The organism is Streptomyces sp. AC512_CC834, assembly GCF_019049325.1.
Taxonomy (GTDB): domain Bacteria; phylum Actinomycetota; class Actinomycetes; order Streptomycetales; family Streptomycetaceae; genus Streptomyces.
The window spans coordinates 74,867-92,420 of the sequence record NZ_JAGMUO010000097.1 but is presented as its reverse complement, the minus strand read 5'-3'; the positions used below and the strand labels follow the sequence as shown (position 1 = coordinate 92,420).

Sequence of the window (17,554 nt, the reverse complement as noted above, 5' to 3'; positions counted from 1 at the left end):
TCACCAGCGCAGGAGTACGAGTTCGGAACAGAATCCCGGGCCCATGGCCAGGAGCAGGCCCCACGTACCCGGCTCGGGCCGACCGCGATCCCGGATGCCCTCCAAGATGTGCAGCACGGATACGGACGACATGTTCCCCACCGCCGCGAGGGAGCGGCGTGACGAGTCGAGGGCGTCGTCGGGCAGGCCGAGGGTCTCGCTCACCGCGGACAGGATCCTGGGCCCTCCCGGGTGGCAGACCCAGGTCCCGATGTCATCGACGGTCAGGCCGTGCTCGGCCAGGAAGGAACGCAGGTGCCGGCCGAAGTGGCCCCTGACGATGTCGGGGACCCCGGCATCGATCACGACCCGGAATCCGCCGGCGCCGATCTCCCACCCGAGGAGCTGTGCGGTGTCCGGATACAGGTGGCTGCGCGTGGCGACCACGAAGGGACCGTCCGCGCGCCCTCCGGTGCCGCCACTGCCACTGCTACCGGTGCAGCCGCTGCCCCTGCCGCTGCCGCTGCCACGTGCGACGAGCGCTGCCGCGCCGTCACCGAACAGCGCGCCGGCGACGAGGTTGGCGCGGGCGCCGTCGCCCCGCTGGAGCGTGAGCGAGCACAGTTCGACGGTGAGCAGCACGGCGGTGTCGTCGGGGTGCCCGCGAAGATAGTCGTGCACGCGGGCGAGGCCGGCGGCGCCCGCGACACAGCCGAGGCCGAACACCGGAAGTCTCTTGACGTCGGGCCGCAGCCCCATGCGCCCGGCCAGCCGCGCGTCGAGCGACGGAGCGGCGACGCCGGTGATGGAGGCGAACACCAGCAGGTCGACGTCGGCCGGTCCGAGTCCCGCCTCGCGCAGCGCACCGGTCAGCGCTTCCTCGCCCAGTTCGAGACCCGCCGCCAGCCACGCGTCATTGCTGCGCCCGAAGTCGCCGAGAACGCCGTACCGCTCGATCGGCAGGGCGAGATGACGCGTACGCACCCCGGCAGAGGCGTGAAGGCGCCGCAGTATGGCGCGGTCCGCCCCCGGGAGCAGGCACAGGTCGCCGATCGGCTCGGTGAGCTCCTTCTGGGTGTATCGGTGCGCCGGCAGCGCGGTACGCACGGCGGCGACGGCGGACGGCGCGGAGGGTGGGGCCGTCCGGTGCCGCGCGGTGGGCGGGGAAGGGGCATGGTCGGCGATCACGGGGACACGCATGTCGTTCATGCCTTCCTCGGCCGGCGAGCCGATTACCGTGCGTACGTGTCTCTCCACCCGTCTGGGGACCCGTCCGGGGTTCTCTCACGCACGACGAACCTCGCCCCCGCGTTGCTGCGCTCCTGTCATCCCGAGCCGACGGTCGCCGTGACCGTGTTCGTGACGGTCCTGGCCGTGGGCGCGGGGCGTGGGGCGGCCGGATCGGTGGCCGTGGCCCTGGCCGTCCTTGCCGGTCAGCTCTCGATCGGCTGGTGCAACGACGCGGCCGACGCACAGCGCGACATGACCTGCGGACGACCTGACAAGCCGGTGGGCACCGGCGAGCTTCCGAGCCGGACGGCGGCTGCCGCGGCGGGAACCGCCCTGACGCTGTGTGTGCCGCTGTCCCTGTGGTGCGGGGCGGCCGCGGGCGCGGCACACCTCGTGGGTGTGGGCGCCGGCTGGATGTACAACCTGCGACTGAAGCACACCGTGCTGTCGCCGCTGCCGTACGCCGTGGGCTTCGGCTCGCTGCCGGCCTTCGTCACCCTCGGACCGCCCTTGTCCGCCTGGCCCCCCTGGTGGGCGACGACCGCTGGAGTTCTGCTGGGCACGGGCGCCCACCTGTCGAACGTGCTTCCGGACATCGAGGACGACCTGGTGACCGGTGTACGCGGGCTGCCACAGCGGCTGGGCCGTCCGACCTGCCGATGGCTGGCGCCGCTGGTGATGCTGACCGCCGTGGGCGTGCTCGTCGCAGGACCGCCCGGCGCGGTCGGCGCCACGGACTGGGTACTGACGGCGGCGGCCGTGGTCGCCGCCGTCGCGGGTACGGCCGTGCGCACGCGGGCCCGCAGCCGGTGGCCGTTCCGGGCGGCCATCGTGGTGGCCGGCATCGCTGTGGCGCAGTTGTTGCTGCACGCCTCCGACATGGCCTGAGCGAAAGTGGCTCATCGAGCTGCCGCCGAAGTGGCCCACACGGACGCGGTGGCAGGAGCATACGGTCGAGGGAACGAAGCATCGCGTGCCCTGCGATCGCGCGTGGGCATGGTGTGCTTGACGATCGCCGCTTCGCTCCAAGGACGTTCCTATGCAAGCCATCACCGTCCGCGACCCCGACGCCGGTGCCGACGGACTCGCCCTGACGGACCTGCCCTACCCGCACGCCGCCGAGAACGACGTCGTCGTGCGTGTACATGCCGCCGGCTTCACGCGCGGGGAACTCACCTGGCCCGGAACGTGGACCGACCGCGCCGGCCGCGACCGGACGCCGAGTGTGCCCGGACACGAGCTGTCCGGGGTGGTCGAGGAGCTGGGGTACGGCACCACCGGCCTCACCGTCGGCCAGCGGGTATTCGGCCTGGCCGACTGGTCCCGAAACGGGGCGCTGGCCGAGTACACCGCGGTGGAGGCCCGCAATCTGACCCCGCTTCCCGCGGATGTCGACCACGTCGTGGCTGCCGCGTTGCCCATCTCGGGGCTCACCGCGTGGCAGGGGCTCTTCGACCATGGACGGCTCACGGCGGGGCAGACGGTCGTGATCCACGGCGCGGCCGGCAGCGTCGGGTCGATCGCGGTCCAGCTCGCACGCGAGGCCGGTGCGCGGGTGATCGCCACCGGCCGTTCCGCCGACCGGGACACCGCTCTCGGCCTGGGCGCCGACGTCTTCCTGGACCTCCAGTCGGACCGGATGGAGGACGCCGGAGAGGCCGACGTCGTGTTCGACGTCATCGGCGGTGAGATCCTCGACCGTTCGGCCGCACTGGTACGCGCCGGCGGCACGCTCGTCACCGTCGCGGCGCCGCCCACGGTCAGGCCCGAGAACGGGCGGGCGGTCTTCTTCGTCGTGGAGTCCGACCGGGTCAGGCTCACCGACCTCGTGCGGCGGGTGAGGGACGGGCGGCTCAGGCCGACCGTCGGGGAGGTACGTCCGCTCGCCGAAACGCCCGCGGCTTTCGCCCCCGGCCGTGGCAGGCACGGAAAGACGATCATCCGCGTCGTGTCGGACAGGCCCGCACCGGCAGGCGCGCGGTGACCCGTGCCCGACAGCGCACGGGCTCAGCGGTCCGCGATGTCCTCGCGGAGGCCGTCGGAGAATTCCCACCACGACAGAGGAAGCCAGTCGCCGTTGACGAAGGCGTCGACCGTCGCACCTCGGCCACGGACGGTGACAGTCGTCCCCGGCGGATAGGTGGTGCCGGACAGCCCTGGCACGGGGACCAGCAGGGTTCCCAGCCGTTGTGCTGACATTTCTCGCCCTCCCATGCCCATTCTCAGCGTGGCGCGAAGCAGTGGATTTGTCATGAGACTACTGACTTGCCCGATCGCGTAGGTGGGAGAAGCATGAGAGATGGGTCACGCGGGGAAGGCGGGCCGGCGCGGCCACACAGGTCCATCGCCGAGTGAAGGTGGCAGCCATGAAGGCGGTCGTTTACAAGGGACCGTTCACCGTTGCGGTCGAAGACATCGAGAAGCCGAGCATCCAGCATCCGAACGACGTGATCGTGCGGGTCACCTCCACCGCGATATGCGGCTCCGATCTGCACATGTACGAAGGCCGAACCGCTGCCGAGCCCGGCATCGTCTTCGGCCACGAGAACATGGGAATCATCGAGGACGTCGGCCCGGGTGTCACCACGCTCCAGGAGGGCGACCGCGTGGTCATGCCCTTCAACGTCGCCTGCGGCTTCTGCACCAACTGCGTCGAGGGGTTCACCGGATACTGCACCACCGTCAATCCCGGCTTCGCGGGTGGCGCGTACGGCTATGTGGCCATGGGACCGTGGAAGGGCGGACAAGCCGAACACCTGCGGGTTCCCTACGCCGACTTCAACTGCCTGAAGCTGCCTCAGGGCAACGAGCACGAGAGCGATTTCATCCTGCTCGCCGACATCTTCCCCACCGGCTACCACGGTTGTGAACTCGCCCAGGTCCGCCCCGGTGAGAGCGTCGCCGTGTACGGCGCGGGGCCCGTCGGGCTCATGGCCGCCTACTCGGCCCTGCTGCGGGGCGCGAAGAAGGTGTTCGTCGTGGACCGGGTCCCCGAACGGCTGCAGAAGGCCGAGGAGATCGGCGCGGTCCCGGTCAACTTCGCCGAGGGCGACCCGGTCGAGCAGATCAAGGAACAGACCGAGGGTGTCGGCACCGACAAGGGCGTCGACGCGGTCGGCTACCAGGCGACCGCGCGCGGCAGTGGTCACGAGGAACCGGCGACCGTTCTGAACTCGCTCGTCGGCACTGTCAGGCCGACCGGAGCTCTCGGCGTGCCCGGGCTCTACGTCCCGGCCGACCCTGGTGGCCCGGACGAACAGGCCAAGCAGGGCATGCTGCTCGTCGCGATCGGCAAGCTCTTCGAGAAGGGGCTGCGGATGGGCACGGGCCAGTGCAACGTGAAGCGCTACAACCGCTACCTGCGAGACATGATCATCGAGGGCAGGGCGAAGCCCAGCTTCGTCGTCTCCCACGAACTGCCTCTGGCCCAGGCGCCCTCGGCGTACGACAAGTTCGACAAGCGGATCGAGGGCTACACGAAGGTGGTGCTGCACCCATAGCCGGTGGCGACCGCGGTGTTCACCCCCGTCGGCCGGTCAGCTCGCGAGCAGGTGGTCCCGGCCGAACATGGCCGCCGCGGCCCGCGCGGTCGGCGTACCGGAGTCCAGATCCGCACCGGCCCGGCGCAGTACGGCCACCACGTCGTCGGCACCCTTGAACAGGGCGCCGGCGATGGGGGACTGGTCCCGGTCGTTGCGCAGATCCGGGTCGGCGCCGAGCCGGAGCAGGGTGCCCACGGTGTCGGCGTGAGCGTGATAGGCGGCGAGCATGAGGAGGGTGTTGCCGGCCGGGTCGCGCATGTCCACGGGCAGTCCGTGCCGTACGAACTCCGCCAACTGCCCGGTTCTGCCCTCCCGGGCCAGGTCCATGGCGATGGCCACGACGCGCTCCGTCTGCTCAGGAGTCAGTCCACCACTGCTCATGCGTGCCTCCTCCTGATCCTGCTCGCCCGCAGGGGGTCGTGTCCATGAGTCTCTCCGCGGCGGCGACACCCGTGCCCGGCGTGAGCGCGTGATTCGCCCACGCCGGACACGGTACGGGTGTACCGGTGTACCGCGCGTTCTTCGAACGGCCGGGGTCAGAGGGTGCCGGCGGCCAGGGCCTCGATCGCCTTGCGGACCCCTTCACCGTAGGCCGGGTCGGCCTGGGTGCAGTTGGCGATGTGCCGCTCGACGGTCTGCTGCGACGCGCCGTTGATCGCGCGTGCCGTGTTCTCGAAGAGCACCTGCTGCTGCTCGGGGTTCATCTGGCGGAACAGATTGCCGGGCTGCTCGAAGTAGTTGTCGTCGTCCTCGCGGTAGTTGAACCGGTCGGCGACAGCGCCCACGGCCTGGCTCGGCTCGCGGTAGGAGGGCTGCTCCTGCCAGCGGCCGTAGGAGTTGGGCTCGATGGCCGGAGTGGCCCCCTGGTTGCCGTCGACGCGCATGCCGCCGTCGCGGTGGTAGGAGTTCACCGGGTTCTTCGGGGCGTTGACCGGGATCTGGTGGTGGTTGACACCGAGGCGGTAGCGCTGGGCGTCACCGTAGGAGAAGAGCCGGCCCTGCAGCATCCGGTCGGGGGAGTAGCTGATGCCCGGGACCACGTTCGCCGGGGAGAACGCGGCCTGCTCGACGTCCGCGAAGTAGTTGTCGGGGTTGCGGTTGAGCTCCCACTCGCCGACCTCGATCAGCGGGTAGTCCTTCTTCGACCAGACCTTGGTGAGGTCGAAGGGGTGGAAGCGGTAGTTCTCCGCGTCGGCCTCCGGCATGACCTGGATGAAGAGCTTCCACTTCGGGAAGTCGCCGTCCTCGATCGAGTCGAAGAGGTCACGCTGGTGGGACTCGCGGTCCTTGCCGACGAGGGCCTCGGCCTCGGCGTCGGTGAGGTTCTTGATGCCCTGCTGGGTGCGGTGGTGGAACTTGACCCAGAACCGCTCGCCCTCGGCGTTGATCAGGCTGTAGGTGTGCGAGCCGAAGCCGTGCATGTGCCGGTACGAGGCCGGGATGCCGCGCTCGGACATCACGATCGTGACCTGGTGCAGGGCTTCGGGGAGGTTGGTCCAGAAGTCCCAGTTGTTCTCCGCGTCGCGGAGGTTGGTGCGCGGGTCGCGCTTGACCGCGTGGTTCAGGTCGGGGAACTTCAGCGGGTCGCGGAAGAAGAAGACCGGGGTGTTGTTCCCGACCAGGTCCCAGTTGCCCTCGTCCGTGTAGAACTTCAGGGCGAAGCCGCGGATGTCGCGCTCGGCGTCGGCGGCGCCGCGCTCACCGGCCACCGTGGAGAAGCGGGCGAACATCGAGGTCTTCTTGCCGACCTCGGAGAAGATCTTCGCGCTCGTGTACCGCGTGATGTCGTGGGTCACCGTGAGCGTGCCGAAGGCGCCCGAGCCCTTGGCGTGCATCCGGCGCTCCGGAATGACCTCGCGGTCGAAGTGCGCGAGCTTCTCCAGGAACCACACGTCCTGCAGCAGCATCGGGCCACGCGGACCGGACGTCAGAGAGTTCTGGTTGTCGGGAACGGGGGCACCGGCAACCGTGGTCAACGGCTTCTGGTTGTTCTCAGGCAAGGCTCGCTCCTCGGTGGTGGTTCTTCGCCTGCGCTCATGGCCAGGCGACACCACCCTACATTAGACCTAATCTAAGTCAAGGAGTCATCTAGAGGAGTATTGACTCTTGAGTTGGCCCTGAACGCTGTTAGGGTGTGGCTCATGAGTGATCTCCTGGAGCGGCTTCGCCGACGCGGCTGGCGGTTGACCGCTCAGCGACGCGTGGTGGCCGAGGTCCTCGAAGGAGACCACGTCCACCTGACCGCCGACGAGGTGCACACCCGCGCCGTGGCGCGACTGCCCGAGATCTCCCGGGCGACCGTCTACAACACCCTGCGCGAGTTGGTGAGTCAGGGCGAGCTGCTCGAAGTCTCGACCGACGGCCGCGCCAAGCGCTACGACCCGAACGCGCATCGTCCGCATCATCACCTGCTCTGCACCCGTTGCGGTTCGATTCGCGACGTGCGGCCGACGGGCGACCCTCTCTCCGACCTCCCGCAGTCCCAGACCTTCGGATTCACGGTCTCCGAGGTCGAAGTGACCTACCGCGGCATCTGCCCGAACTGCCCCGCCTGACGTCCCGGCAGCCCCGGCGGCCCCGGCCGTCCCGGCCGGCCAGGCCACGAACCGTCGGGTCCGTCCGTGCTCCTGGCCGGTGGACGTACGAAAGACGCAGGCTAGGGCGTCGCACTCCTCGACAGGCCCCGCCCGAGCCCCGCCGTCCCCTCACGGGCGGAGGCCGACCGGCCCTGCTCGGTGTCCGGGCCGAGAGCGCGCAGGATCTCCTCGACGCTCTGCTTGGCGTCGCCGAAGAGCATGCCGCTGTTCTCCCGGAAGAACAGCGGGTTCTGGACGCCCGCGTAGCCGGAGGCCATCGACCGCTTGAAGACGATGACCTGCTCCGCCTCCCAGACCCGCAGCACGGGCATCCCCGCGATCGGGCTGGAGGGGTCGTCCGTCGCCGAGGGGTTGACCGTGTCGTTCGCGCCGATGACCAGCACGACCGACGTATGGGCGAAGTCGTCGTTGATCTCGTCCATCTCCAGGACGATGTCGTACGGCACCTTCGCCTCGGCCAGGAGCACGTTCATGTGGCCGGGCAGCCTCCCGGCGACGGGGTGGACGCCGAACCGCACCTCCACGCCGCGCTCGCGCAGCCGCCGGGTCAGCTCCGCGACCGGGTGCTGGGCCTGGGCGACGGCCATGCCGTAACCAGGGGTGATCACCACGGACCGGGCCCGCCTGAGCAGGTCGGCCGCTTCCTGCGCCCGGATCTCACGGTGCTCGCGCTGCTCCTCGTCGCCGCCGGACGGGGCCTCGATGCCGAAGCCGCCCGCGATGACGGAGAGGAAGGAACGGTTCATCGCCTGGCACATGACGTAGCTCAGATACGCGCCGGAGGAGCCCACCAGCGCGCCGGTGACGATGAGGAGGTTGTTGTCGAGCAGGAACCCCGCCGCCGCCGCGGCCCAGCCCGAGTAGCTGTTGAGCATGGAGACGACGACGGGCATGTCGCCGCCGCCGATGGAGGCCACCAGATGCCATCCCAGGGTGAGCGCCAAGGCCGTGACCGCCACCATCAGCGGGAGGCTCGGGCTGACGGTGAACCAGACCGTCAGCACCCCGAACAGGGCCAGCGCGCCCACGTTGAGGACGTTCTTGCCGGGCAGCGTCAGCGGCCGGGACTTGATCCGGGCGGACAGCTTCAGGTAGGCGACGACGGAGCCGGTGAAGGTGACCGCGCCGATGAAGACGCCGATGAACACCTCGGCATGGTGGATGCCGAGCAGATCGGCCGGGACCCGCGTCTGCGCGTCGTGGGCCTCGACCTCCAGGTAGCTGTTCCAGCCGACCAGGACGGCCGCGAGGCCGACGAAGCTGTGCAGCACCGCGATGAGTTCGGGCATCTGCGTCATCTCCACGCGACGCGCCCGCCACAGGCCCAGGGCGGCGCCGACCGCCGTGGCGACGAGGACGAGCACGATCGCACCGGCGGAGACGCTCTGTGCCGAGACCACGACGGTGGCGACGAGGGCGAGTGCCATCCCGGCCATGCCGTAGACGACGCCGGCACGTGAGGTCCGATGCCGGGACAGGCCGGCGAGGCTGAGGACGAACAGCAGGGCCGCCACCAGGTCGGCCGCACGGGACGCGGTCATGGACGTCATCGGGGCTCGCCTCTCGAGAACATGGACAGCATGCGGCGGGTGACGGCGAAGCCTCCGAAGATGTTCACGCTCGTCAGCAGGATCGCCACGAAGGACAGCACGGTGACGAGCGTGCTCTCGCGCCCGATCTGCACCAGGGCACCGATGACCACGATGCCCGAGATGGCGTTGGTCACCGACATCAGCGGCGTGTGCAGGGAGTGGTGCACCTTGCCGATGACGTAGTAGCCGATGACCACGGCCAGCGCGAACACCGTGAAGTTCTCCGCGAGCTGGGCCGGGGCGAAGGCGACCAGCAGGAAGGTCGCGAGCATGCCGAGACCGATCAGGCCGAAGCGTCTCGCCGGGGTGAGCCGGGGCGGCTTCGCGTCGACCGCCGCCGCGGTGGACACCGCCGACGGCGTCTGCGTCTGCGCCTGTGTCGAGGCCGGGGCCGCCGACACGGTGACCGGCGGGGGAGGCCAGGTGACGGTGCCCGCGCGGACCACGGTGACGGTCCGCTGCACCACGTCGTCGAAGTCGATGACGGTCCGGCCGTCCTTGCCGGGCGTGATCAGCCTGAGCAGGTTGACCAGGTTGGTGCCGAACAGTTGCGAGGCCTGGGCGGGCAGCCGGGACGCCAGATCGGTGTAGCCGATGATGGTCACGCCGTTGTCGGTCACCACGGTGCGGCCCGCGATGGTTCCCTCGACGTTGCCGCCCTGGGCGGCGGCCATGTCGACGATGACACTGCCGGACCCCATCGCCGCCACGTCGGCGGCGGTCACCAGCCGCGGTGCGGGCCGCCCGGGTATCAGGGCGGTGGTGATGATGATGTCCACGTCACGGGCCTGCGCGTGGTACAGCTCGGCGGCGGCCCGGTCGTAGTCGGCGGAGGTCGCCCTGGCATAGCCGTCGGTGCTCTCCCCGCCCTCCTCGCTCTTCTCCCGGACCGTGTCCACCGGGAGATACTCACCCCCCAGGGACCGCACCTGATCGGCGACCTCGGGCCGCGGGTCGGTGGCGCGGACGACCGCGCCCAGGCTGGAGGCGGCGCCGATGGCGGCGAGCCCCGCGACGCCGGCGCCGGCGACGAGGACCTTCGCCGGGGGCACCTTGCCCGCGGCGGTGACCTGCCCGGTGAAGAAGCGTCCGAAGACGTGCGCGGCCTCGATCACCGCCCGGTACCCGGCGATGTTCGCCATGGAACTGAGGACGTCCATCGACTGCGCCCGCGAGATCCGGGGCACCGCGTCGAGGGCGAGCACCGTGACGTCACGCGCGGCGAGCGCCGCCAGCATCTCGGGCCGCTGGGCCGGCGCGATCAGGGCCACCAGCGTCGATGCGGCGGGCAGTGAGGCGATCTCCTCGGCCGAGGGCGCGTTGACCTTCAGTACGACATCCGCGGCCCAGGCCTCTCCGATCCTCGCTCCCGCCTCCGTGTAGGCCTGGTCGTCGAAGCCGGAGGCGCCGCCGGCCCCCGACTCGACGACGACTTCGTAGCCGAGGTCGAGCAGCAGGCGAACCGTCGAGGGCGTCGCGGCGACGCGGGTCTCTGAGGGCGTGGACTCGGCGACGACGCCGACGCGTTGAGGTGGGTGGTGAGCGGGTTGGTGTCCAGTCATGTCCAGTCTCTCGTCGAGGCGTTGTTGCCGGGTTCCGTACCCACGAGAGGGCGCCGGGCACCGGAAACGGTGATCCGGACTGCTCGGCCGGCCGGCTCCCGGTCACCTCCCGGTGGAGACCGGCGGAAGGCCTCCGCCACGGTGATGTTCGCGGCTGTCACGACCGCCACGACCACCGCCGCCACCGGATGCCCGACCCCGTACAACGCCACCGCACCCCCGCCCAGCACCAGCGCCTTCACGAGCAGGACGCCGGGCAGCGCCGGCCGGAACCTTGCCCGCGGCGCCGCGAACAGCCACCACAGTGCCGCGGCGGCCGCCGGTGTGCCGAGGCCGAGGAGAACACCGAATCCCGCATTGTCACCCGTGGCGAAACCCCACCAGCACAGCAGCCCCAGTGCGAGAAGCTCGATCAGTAACGCCAGCAACTCGTTCGCCACGTACCACGGCCGTTCGTCGATGACCGCCGCCCCCTGCTTGCCCTCGCCTGTCACGTGCCCCTCCCCGGTTCTGCCCGTACGCAGGCGAAGACTTCCACACGCACGCCCGGCCGGGGTGTGAATCCTGGTCCTTCTTGGTCAGAATGTGCTGTCGACAGGAGGGTGATGAGCGATCCCAGTCGCATCGAGATCAGCGGCGCCGGGCTCCGCTGCACCGACGTGGTCCGCGCGGCCCGGCGCAGCGCGTGGACGGAACTGACCCCCGACGCCCTGACCCGGGCGGAGCGCAGCTACGAGCTGGCCGTCGAGCTGGGAGCCAAGGGCACCGTCTACGGACGGACCACCGGAGTGGGCGCCAACAGGCACATCGTCATCGACCCGGGCGCCACCGACCTGCACGGTCTGCGCCTGCTGCGCAGCCATGCCGGAGGTACCGGCGACCCGCTTGCGGACGACGCGGTGCGCGCCACGATGGTGATCCGCCTGAACCAGCTCGCCGCCGCCGGCAGCGGCGTACACCCCCGGCTGCCGCGGGCCCTGGAACGGGCCCTGCGAGTCGGCGCGCTGCCACTCGTGCACACCCGGGGCGCGATCGGCACCGGCGACCTGACGGCCCTCGCCGAGATCGCGCTGACACTCGCGGGGGAACTGCCCTGGGCGTCGGGCGGCATCGAGCCCGTCCCGATCAGCCCCGGCGACGCCCTCGCGTTCATCTCCAGCAACGCTGCCACCCTCGGCGAAGCCGTCCTGGCCTGGCACGACCTGACCCGCCTGCTGGCCGCGAGCCACGTCGTGACCGCGCTCACGTTCTGCGCCCTGGGCGGCTCCGCCGAGGCCTACGACGAGCGCGTGCACGCCTCCCGCCCGCACCCCGGTTCCGTGCGGTGCGCCGCGGATCTGCGACGGCTGCTCACCGCCGCCGGCGACCTGCCCCCGGGACGGCGGCTGCAGGACCCGTTCGGACTGCGGGCCTTCCCGCAGGTGCAGGGCGCGGTCCTCGACGCGGCGGCCCGGGTGGGGGAGGTGCTGGAGGTCGAGGTGAACGCCGCCGCCGAGAATCCACTGATCGACGTGGAGACACTCCAGGCCTACCACCACGGCCAGTTCTCCACGGCACAGGTGGCGCTCGCCTTCGACTACCTCCGCGCCGCGCTGCACCACACCGCGGAGCTGTCCGCCGCACGGCTGAGCGACCTGGTCGAGCCGGACCTGAGCGGGCTGGCGCCGTTTCTGGCCCAGGGCCCGGCGGGCAGCTCCGGCATCATGATCCTCGAGTACGTCGCGCACGACGCCCTGGGCACCCTGCGTCATGCCGCCGCTCCGGTCACCCTCGGCACCGCGGTGATCTCGCGCGGCCTGGAGGACCACGCCAGCTTCTCCACGCACGCGGTACGCAGCACGGTGACCGCGACCGCCGCCCACCGCACGGTCCTGGCCTGTGAACTGCTCGGCGCGGTCCGTGCGTTGCGGCTGTCCGGCGCGCGACTGCCGGACACCCCGCTGCGCGCGGCCTACCGGACGGTCACCGCCGGGCTTCCGCACATCGCCGAGGACCATCCCCTCAGCGCCGAGATCCACCGGGCGGAACGGCTGCTGGACGATCTCGCGACGCTGTGAGGCCATGGCGCCGTCTAGCCTGGACGCATGCGTGTCACCAGGGAACTGCCGACGCTCGCCGCCGGCGAGGTGGACGTGTCGTTCGTGATCAAGGGCTACGAGGAGGTCGTCACCGCCGACACGGCGTGGACCGAACACTCGCACCCGTGGCACGAACTGCTCTGGAACGAGCGCGGCGCGTCCACCGCCGTGGTGGGTTCACAGGTGTGGTGCATCACGCCGACGCTGGGGCTCTGGATGCCCGCGGGACAAGTGCACTCCGCCTCCGCGGTCGCGGGCACCTCCTACCGTGCCCACTTCTTCCGGCACGGCACGGTGTCGGTACTGCCCGACGTGCCGGTGGCCGTGGAGATCACCCCGCTGCTGCGGCTCGTACTGGAGCGGCTCGGGGAGGCGGACCTGTCCACGCACTCCCGGGCGGTGACCGAGGCCATGGTGCTGGACGTCCTGCGACCGTCGCCCCGGGCCCTGCTGGTGCAGTTGCCCACGTCCCCGCTGCTGCGGCCGATCGTGGACGCGGTACGGGCGGACCCCGCCGACCAGCGGACGCTGACCGGCTGGGCCGACACTCTCGGATGCAGTGCGCGCACCCTGACCCGCGCGTTCCGTGCGGAGACGGGCACGAGCTTCGCCCGCTGGGTCGCCTCGGTGCGCGCCCAGCACGCGGTACGGCTCCTGTCGCGCGGCTTCGAGGTCGACGTGGTGGCCGATGTCGTCGGGTATCGCTCGGCGAGCGCCTTCGGGGCGGCCTTCCGGCGGACGACCGGCGCCACGCCCGGCACGTTCCGGGGGCGTTGACGCCCGCGAGGTCCCGAGCGTGTCCCGATCGCGACAAGGGCTGTCACAAAGTCGCGATTGATGCGCACACGGCGGCTCTCTAGTCTATGCAGGTAAGCCTTACCTAACATCCAGTGCACGTGCGGTGCCCTGCTCGGCGACCCTGAATCCGGACGCGCGAGCCCCGGCACCCCGACCGAGAGTGAAACCCGGGTCGATGAGAACACCCCGCCTTCGCGCGCTCGCCCTCGCGGCGGCCCTCCTGTTCGGCCTCACCGCCTGCGGCGGCCAGGACGACACCAAGGACGACAGCAGCGCCGCAGGTGCCGGCGCCGACGGCTCCGGCCCATTCCCCGTGACGATCGAGCACGCGCTCGGTACCACCGTCGTCCCCGACAAGCCCAAGCGCGTCGCCACCGTCAACTGGGCCAACGACGAGGTGCCGCTCGCCCTCGGCGTCGTCCCCGTCGGCATGGCCAAGGCCAACTTCGGTGACGACGACGGCGACGGCGTCCTGCCCTGGACCGAGGACCGGCTCAAGGAACTCGGCGCCAAGACACCCGTCCTGTTCGACGAGACCGACGGCATCGACTTCGAGGCCGTCGCCGACACCAAGCCCGACGTGATCCTCGCCTCGTACTCCGGGCTGACCGCCGAGGACTACGAGACCCTCAGCCAGATCGCCCCCGTGGTGGCCTACCCGGAAGCCGCCTGGGCGACGCCGTGGCGCGACATCATCCGGCTCAACAGCAAGGCCATAGGCCTCGCCGACGAGGGCGACAAGCTCATCGCCGACCTCGAAGGACAGATCGCCGAGACCGTCGCCAAGTACCCCCAGATCAAGGGGAAGACGGCGATGTTCATGACCCACGTGTCCTCCAAGGACGTCAGTGAGGTCGGCTTCTACACCACCCACGACACCCGCACCCAGTTCTTCACCGACCTCGGCATGAAGATCCCGGCCAGCATCTCCGAGCCGTCCAAGGACACGAAGAAGTTCGTGCTGACCAAGAGCGCCGAGCGCATCGACGACTTCAACGACGTCGACATCGTCACCGGCTACGGCGACGACAAGGGCGAACTGCTCAAGGCCCTCAAGAACGACCCGCTCACCTCGAAGCTGGCCGCCGTCAAGCAGGACTCCGTCTACCTGCTGCCCGGCAGCACCCCGCTGGCGACCGCCGCGAACCCGACCCCGCTGTCCATCCCGTACGTCCTCGACGACTACGTGAAGGCCCTGGCCCAGGCCGCGGACAAGGCCGCGTGAGCGCCACCCAGACCCTGCGCGCGCCGAACGCCCTCCCGGTACGGCGTTCGGCGCGCGTCCGCGTGACCTGGCTCCTCGTGCTCGCGGCCGTCCTGCTCACCGTCATGACCGCCTCCCTCGCCCTCGGCTCCCGCGACGTCGCCTGGTCCGACGTGTGGTCCGCCCTCGGCGGAGCGGAACGCACCCTGGAGGAGGCCGCGGTCACCAAACGCGTACCGCGCACCCTCCTCGCCGTCGTCGTGGGCGCCGCCCTGGCGGTCTCCGGCACGGTCATGCAGGGAGTGACCCGCAATCCACTCGCCGACCCCGGCATCCTCGGCGTCAACATGGGTGCCTCGCTGGCCGTCGTCACCGCCATCGCCCACTTCGGCCTCGTGTCGGTGTCCGGATACATCTGGGTGGCGATGACCGGAGCGGCGCTGACCGCCGGGTTCGTGTACACCGTCGGCTCGCTGGGCCGCGGCGGTGCCACGCCGCTCAAGCTGGCCCTCTCCGGTGCCGCCATCTCGGCCGCGCTCGCCTCCCTGGTCAGCGCCGTCGTACTGCCGCGCAACGACATCTCCGACACCTTCCGGCTGTGGCAGATCGGCGGCGTCGGGGGAGCCTCCTACGCGCAGCTCGGCAGTGTCGCGCCGTTCCTCGCGGCCGGGTTCCTGCTCTGCCTCGCCTCCGCCCGAGCCCTCAACTCCCTCGCCCTGGGCGACGACCTGGCGGCCGGGCTCGGTGAACGGGTCGCCCTCGTGCGGGCCACCGCGGCGCTCGGCGCGGTCGTGCTGTGCGGCGCGTCCACCGCCGTCGCCGGACCGATCGCCTTCGTCGGCCTGCTCGTCCCGCACACCTGCCGGCTCCTGGCGGGCGTCGACCACCGCTGGCTGCTGCCGTTCTCCGCGCTGGGCGGCGCCATCCTCCTCACCGCGGCCGACGTCGTCGGGCGGGTCGTGGCCCGGCCCTCCGAGATCGACGTGGGAATCCTGACCGCCGTCATCGGCGCCCCCTTCTTCATCCACATCGTCCGCCGACAGAAGGTCAGATCCCTGTGAGCGCCCCCGCCGTCAGCGCCCCGTCCACGCTGCGGACCGTCACCCGGGCCCGGGTCCGCGGCGCGTACCGGCGGCGGCTCATCGTCCTGACGCTGCTCCTGCTCGTCGTCGCCGCGTTCGTCACCACCCTCATGGCCGGGCACACCTTCTACCCGGCCCACGACGTGGTGCGCGTCATCATGGGGGAGGACGTGCCCGGCGCGTCCTTCACGGTCGGCAGACTGCGGCTGCCGCGTGCGGTGCTCGCCCTGACCGCCGGATTCAGCTTCGGCATCGCCGGCGTCACCTTCCAGACGATGCTCCGCAACCCGCTCGCCAGCCCCGACATCATCGGCATCAGTGCGGGAGCGAGCGCGGCGGCGGCCATCGCCATCGTGTCCTTCTCGCTGGGCGGCACCGAGGTGTCGGTCGTCGCGATCGCCGCCGCGCTCGGCGTGGCGCTGCTCGTGTACACCCTCGCGTTCCGCGACGGCGTCGCCGGCACGCGGCTCATCCTCATCGGCATCGGTGTCTCCGCCCTGCTCGACAGCGTCACCTCCTACGTCCTGTCGCAGGCAGGTGAATGGGACCTCCAGGAGGCGATGCGCTGGCTCACGGGCAGTCTCAACGGCACCACCTGGGAAGAGACCGTGCCCACCGTCCTCGCCGTGCTCGTGCTCGGCCCGGTGCTGCTCTCCAGGGCCCGCGACCTGAGCGCGCTGAGCCTCGGCGACGACACGGCGTCCGCGCTCGGCGTCCGCGTCGAACGCACCCGCGTCGTGGTGATCGTCGCGGCCGTCGGGCTGATCGCCTTCGCGACGGCGGCCGCCGGACCGATCGCCTTCGTCGCCTTCCTCTCCGGGCCGATCGCCGCCCGTCTCGTGGGAACCGGCGGATCCCTGCTGGTGCCCGCCGGCCTGGTCGGCGCCCTGCTCGTGCTGGTCGCCGACTTCACCGGTCAGTACGCTTTCGGCACCCGCTACCCGGTGGGCGTCGTCACCGGCGTCCTGGGCGCTCCCTACCTCGTCTACCTGATCGTCCGCACCAACCGGGCCGGAGGCTCACTGTGACCGCGTCCCACTCCCTGTCCACCGAGGACCTCACCCTCGGCTACGGCGACCGTACGGTCATCGAGGGCCTCGACCTGACCCTCGCGGCCGGGAGGATCACAGTGATCGTCGGGGCGAACGCCTGCGGCAAGTCGACGCTGCTGCGCTCGATGTCCCGGCTCCTCGTGCCGCGTGCGGGACGGGTCGTCCTCGACGGCAAGGAGGTCCACCGCACCGCCGCCAAGGAACTCGCCCGCACCCTGGGCCTGTTGCCCCAGGCGCCGGTCACCCCGGAGGGCATCACGGTCCTTGACCTGGTCGGCCGGGGCCGCCACCCCCACCAGCGCGCCTTCTCCCGCTGGACGGCGAAGGACGACGCCGCGGTCGCCACCGCACTGGAGGCCACGCACACGACGGACCTGATGGACCGGGCGGTCGACGAACTCTCCGGCGGTCAGCGCCAACGCGTGTGGATCGCGATGGCGCTGGCCCAGCAGACCGACCTGCTGCTGCTCGACGAACCCACCACGTTCCTCGACATCAGCCACCAGGTCGAGGTCCTCGACCTCCTGACCGACCTGAACCGCACCCGCGGCACCACGATCGTCATGGTCCTGCACGACCTCAACCTGGCCGCACGCTACGCGGACCGGCTCATCGCCCTGGCCTCCGGCGGGCTGCACGCCGCCGGAACCACCCAGGAGGTGATGACGCGGGACATGGTCCGCTCGGTGTACGGCATGGAGAGCCGCGTCATCGAGGACCCGGTCTCCGGCAGGCCCCTCGTACTCCCGATCGGACGCCACCACTCGACGGCCGCGGACGACGGAGCCACGCCGTCCGCCGGGTCGCGGCAGTCCGCACCGGCCGGGAGCCACTGAAC

At 70.9% G+C, this 17,554-nt stretch carries 17 protein-coding genes; 10 read left to right on the top strand and 7 right to left on the bottom strand.

Features of this window, described 5'->3' with window-relative positions; genetic code table 11:
* Entirely contained in the window at positions 1-1,179 is a 1,179-nt protein-coding gene (locus KUM40_RS27920) for a type III polyketide synthase (protein ID WP_217169786.1), read from the bottom strand.
* Between the two features lie 45 nt (positions 1,180-1,224).
* Here KUM40_RS27920 and KUM40_RS27915 point away from each other — a divergent pair, with 45 nt between their 5' ends.
* Positions 1,225-2,097, top strand: a complete 873-nt coding sequence (locus KUM40_RS27915) for a UbiA family prenyltransferase (protein ID WP_308401254.1) — start codon at positions 1,225-1,227, stop codon at positions 2,095-2,097.
* Between the two features lie 151 nt (positions 2,098-2,248).
* Entirely contained in the window at positions 2,249-3,193 is a 945-nt protein-coding gene (locus KUM40_RS27910) for an NADP-dependent oxidoreductase (protein ID WP_217168955.1), read from the top strand.
* Positions 3,194-3,216: 23 nt separating this feature from the next.
* Here the strand turns inward: KUM40_RS27910 and KUM40_RS27905 are convergent, their stop codons facing one another.
* Positions 3,217-3,408 carry a hypothetical protein gene (locus KUM40_RS27905; protein WP_030190387.1) on the bottom strand — a complete coding sequence of 64 codons (192 nt, stop codon included), beginning with the start codon at positions 3,406-3,408 and terminating at the stop codon, positions 3,217-3,219.
* A gap of 167 nt (positions 3,409-3,575) precedes the next feature.
* Between KUM40_RS27905 and KUM40_RS27900 the strand changes: the two genes are divergently transcribed.
* Positions 3,576-4,709: a glutathione-independent formaldehyde dehydrogenase gene (locus tag KUM40_RS27900; protein ID WP_217168954.1), complete on the top strand. Its 1,134-nt coding sequence runs from the start codon at positions 3,576-3,578 to the stop codon at positions 4,707-4,709.
* Positions 4,710-4,745: 36 nt separating this feature from the next.
* On the opposite strand, the gene KUM40_RS27895 is transcribed toward KUM40_RS27900, so the two are convergent.
* Both KUM40_RS27895 and KUM40_RS27890 read right to left on the bottom strand, forming a co-directional pair.
* The gene (locus KUM40_RS27895) at positions 4,746-5,132 is read right to left on the bottom strand and encodes an ankyrin repeat domain-containing protein (protein ID WP_217168953.1); all 387 of its coding nucleotides are present in this window, start codon (positions 5,130-5,132) and stop codon (positions 4,746-4,748) included.
* 155 nt (positions 5,133-5,287) lie between these two features.
* Entirely contained in the window at positions 5,288-6,751 is a 1,464-nt protein-coding gene (locus tag KUM40_RS27890) for a catalase (protein WP_217168952.1), read from the bottom strand.
* A 141-nt stretch (positions 6,752-6,892) separates the two neighbouring features.
* On the opposite strand from KUM40_RS27890, the gene KUM40_RS27885 reads away from it, so the two are divergent.
* The gene (locus KUM40_RS27885) at positions 6,893-7,306 is read left to right on the top strand and encodes a Fur family transcriptional regulator (protein ID WP_217168951.1); all 414 of its coding nucleotides are present in this window, start codon (positions 6,893-6,895) and stop codon (positions 7,304-7,306) included.
* A gap of 101 nt (positions 7,307-7,407) precedes the next feature.
* Here KUM40_RS27885 and pntB read toward each other — a convergent pair whose 3' ends face one another.
* The 3 genes from pntB to KUM40_RS27870 are packed head-to-tail and all read right to left on the bottom strand — an operon-like array spanning position 7,408 to position 10,996.
* Positions 7,408-8,898 (bottom strand): Re/Si-specific NAD(P)(+) transhydrogenase subunit beta, encoded by a 1,491-nt coding sequence (pntB, locus tag KUM40_RS27880; RefSeq protein WP_217168950.1) that lies wholly within the window; start codon positions 8,896-8,898, stop codon positions 7,408-7,410.
* Positions 8,895-10,502, bottom strand: coding sequence for a Re/Si-specific NAD(P)(+) transhydrogenase subunit alpha (locus tag KUM40_RS27875; RefSeq protein ID WP_217168949.1), 1,608 nt, complete (start codon positions 10,500-10,502; stop codon positions 8,895-8,897). The genes pntB and KUM40_RS27875 overlap by 4 nt, the downstream gene beginning before the upstream one ends.
* A complete protein-coding gene (locus tag KUM40_RS27870) occupies positions 10,499-10,996 on the bottom strand; it encodes a YrdB family protein (protein ID WP_308401253.1) in 498 nt (165 codons plus the stop codon). Before KUM40_RS27870 ends, KUM40_RS27875 begins: the two co-directional genes overlap by 4 nt.
* A 111-nt stretch (positions 10,997-11,107) precedes the next feature.
* Between KUM40_RS27870 and KUM40_RS27865 the strand changes: the two genes are divergently transcribed.
* The 6 genes from KUM40_RS27865 to KUM40_RS27840 all read left to right on the top strand — a co-directional run bounded on the left by KUM40_RS27865 (position 11,108) and on the right by KUM40_RS27840 (position 17,552).
* Entirely contained in the window at positions 11,108-12,559 is a 1,452-nt protein-coding gene (locus KUM40_RS27865; RefSeq protein ID WP_217168948.1) for an aromatic amino acid ammonia-lyase, read from the top strand.
* A gap of 27 nt (positions 12,560-12,586) precedes the next feature.
* Positions 12,587-13,357 carry a helix-turn-helix domain-containing protein gene (locus KUM40_RS27860; RefSeq protein WP_217168947.1) on the top strand — a complete coding sequence of 257 codons (771 nt, stop codon included), beginning with the start codon at positions 12,587-12,589 and terminating at the stop codon, positions 13,355-13,357.
* A 196-nt stretch (positions 13,358-13,553) separates the two neighbouring features.
* On the top strand, positions 13,554-14,603 hold the full coding sequence (locus tag KUM40_RS27855; protein WP_217168946.1) for an iron-siderophore ABC transporter substrate-binding protein: 1,050 nt from the start codon (positions 13,554-13,556) through the stop codon (positions 14,601-14,603).
* Positions 14,600-15,643 (top strand): iron ABC transporter permease, encoded by a 1,044-nt coding sequence (locus KUM40_RS27850; RefSeq protein ID WP_217168945.1) that lies wholly within the window; start codon positions 14,600-14,602, stop codon positions 15,641-15,643. The genes KUM40_RS27855 and KUM40_RS27850 overlap by 4 nt, the downstream gene beginning before the upstream one ends.
* Entirely contained in the window at positions 15,640-16,692 is a 1,053-nt protein-coding gene (locus KUM40_RS27845) for an iron chelate uptake ABC transporter family permease subunit (protein ID WP_217168944.1), read from the top strand. The genes KUM40_RS27850 and KUM40_RS27845 overlap by 4 nt, the downstream gene beginning before the upstream one ends.
* Complete coding sequence (locus tag KUM40_RS27840) at positions 16,689-17,552, top strand: ABC transporter ATP-binding protein (RefSeq protein WP_217168943.1); 864 nt, start codon at positions 16,689-16,691, stop codon at positions 17,550-17,552. Before KUM40_RS27845 ends, KUM40_RS27840 begins: the two co-directional genes overlap by 4 nt.
* Positions 17,553-17,554: the final 2 nt, after the last annotated feature.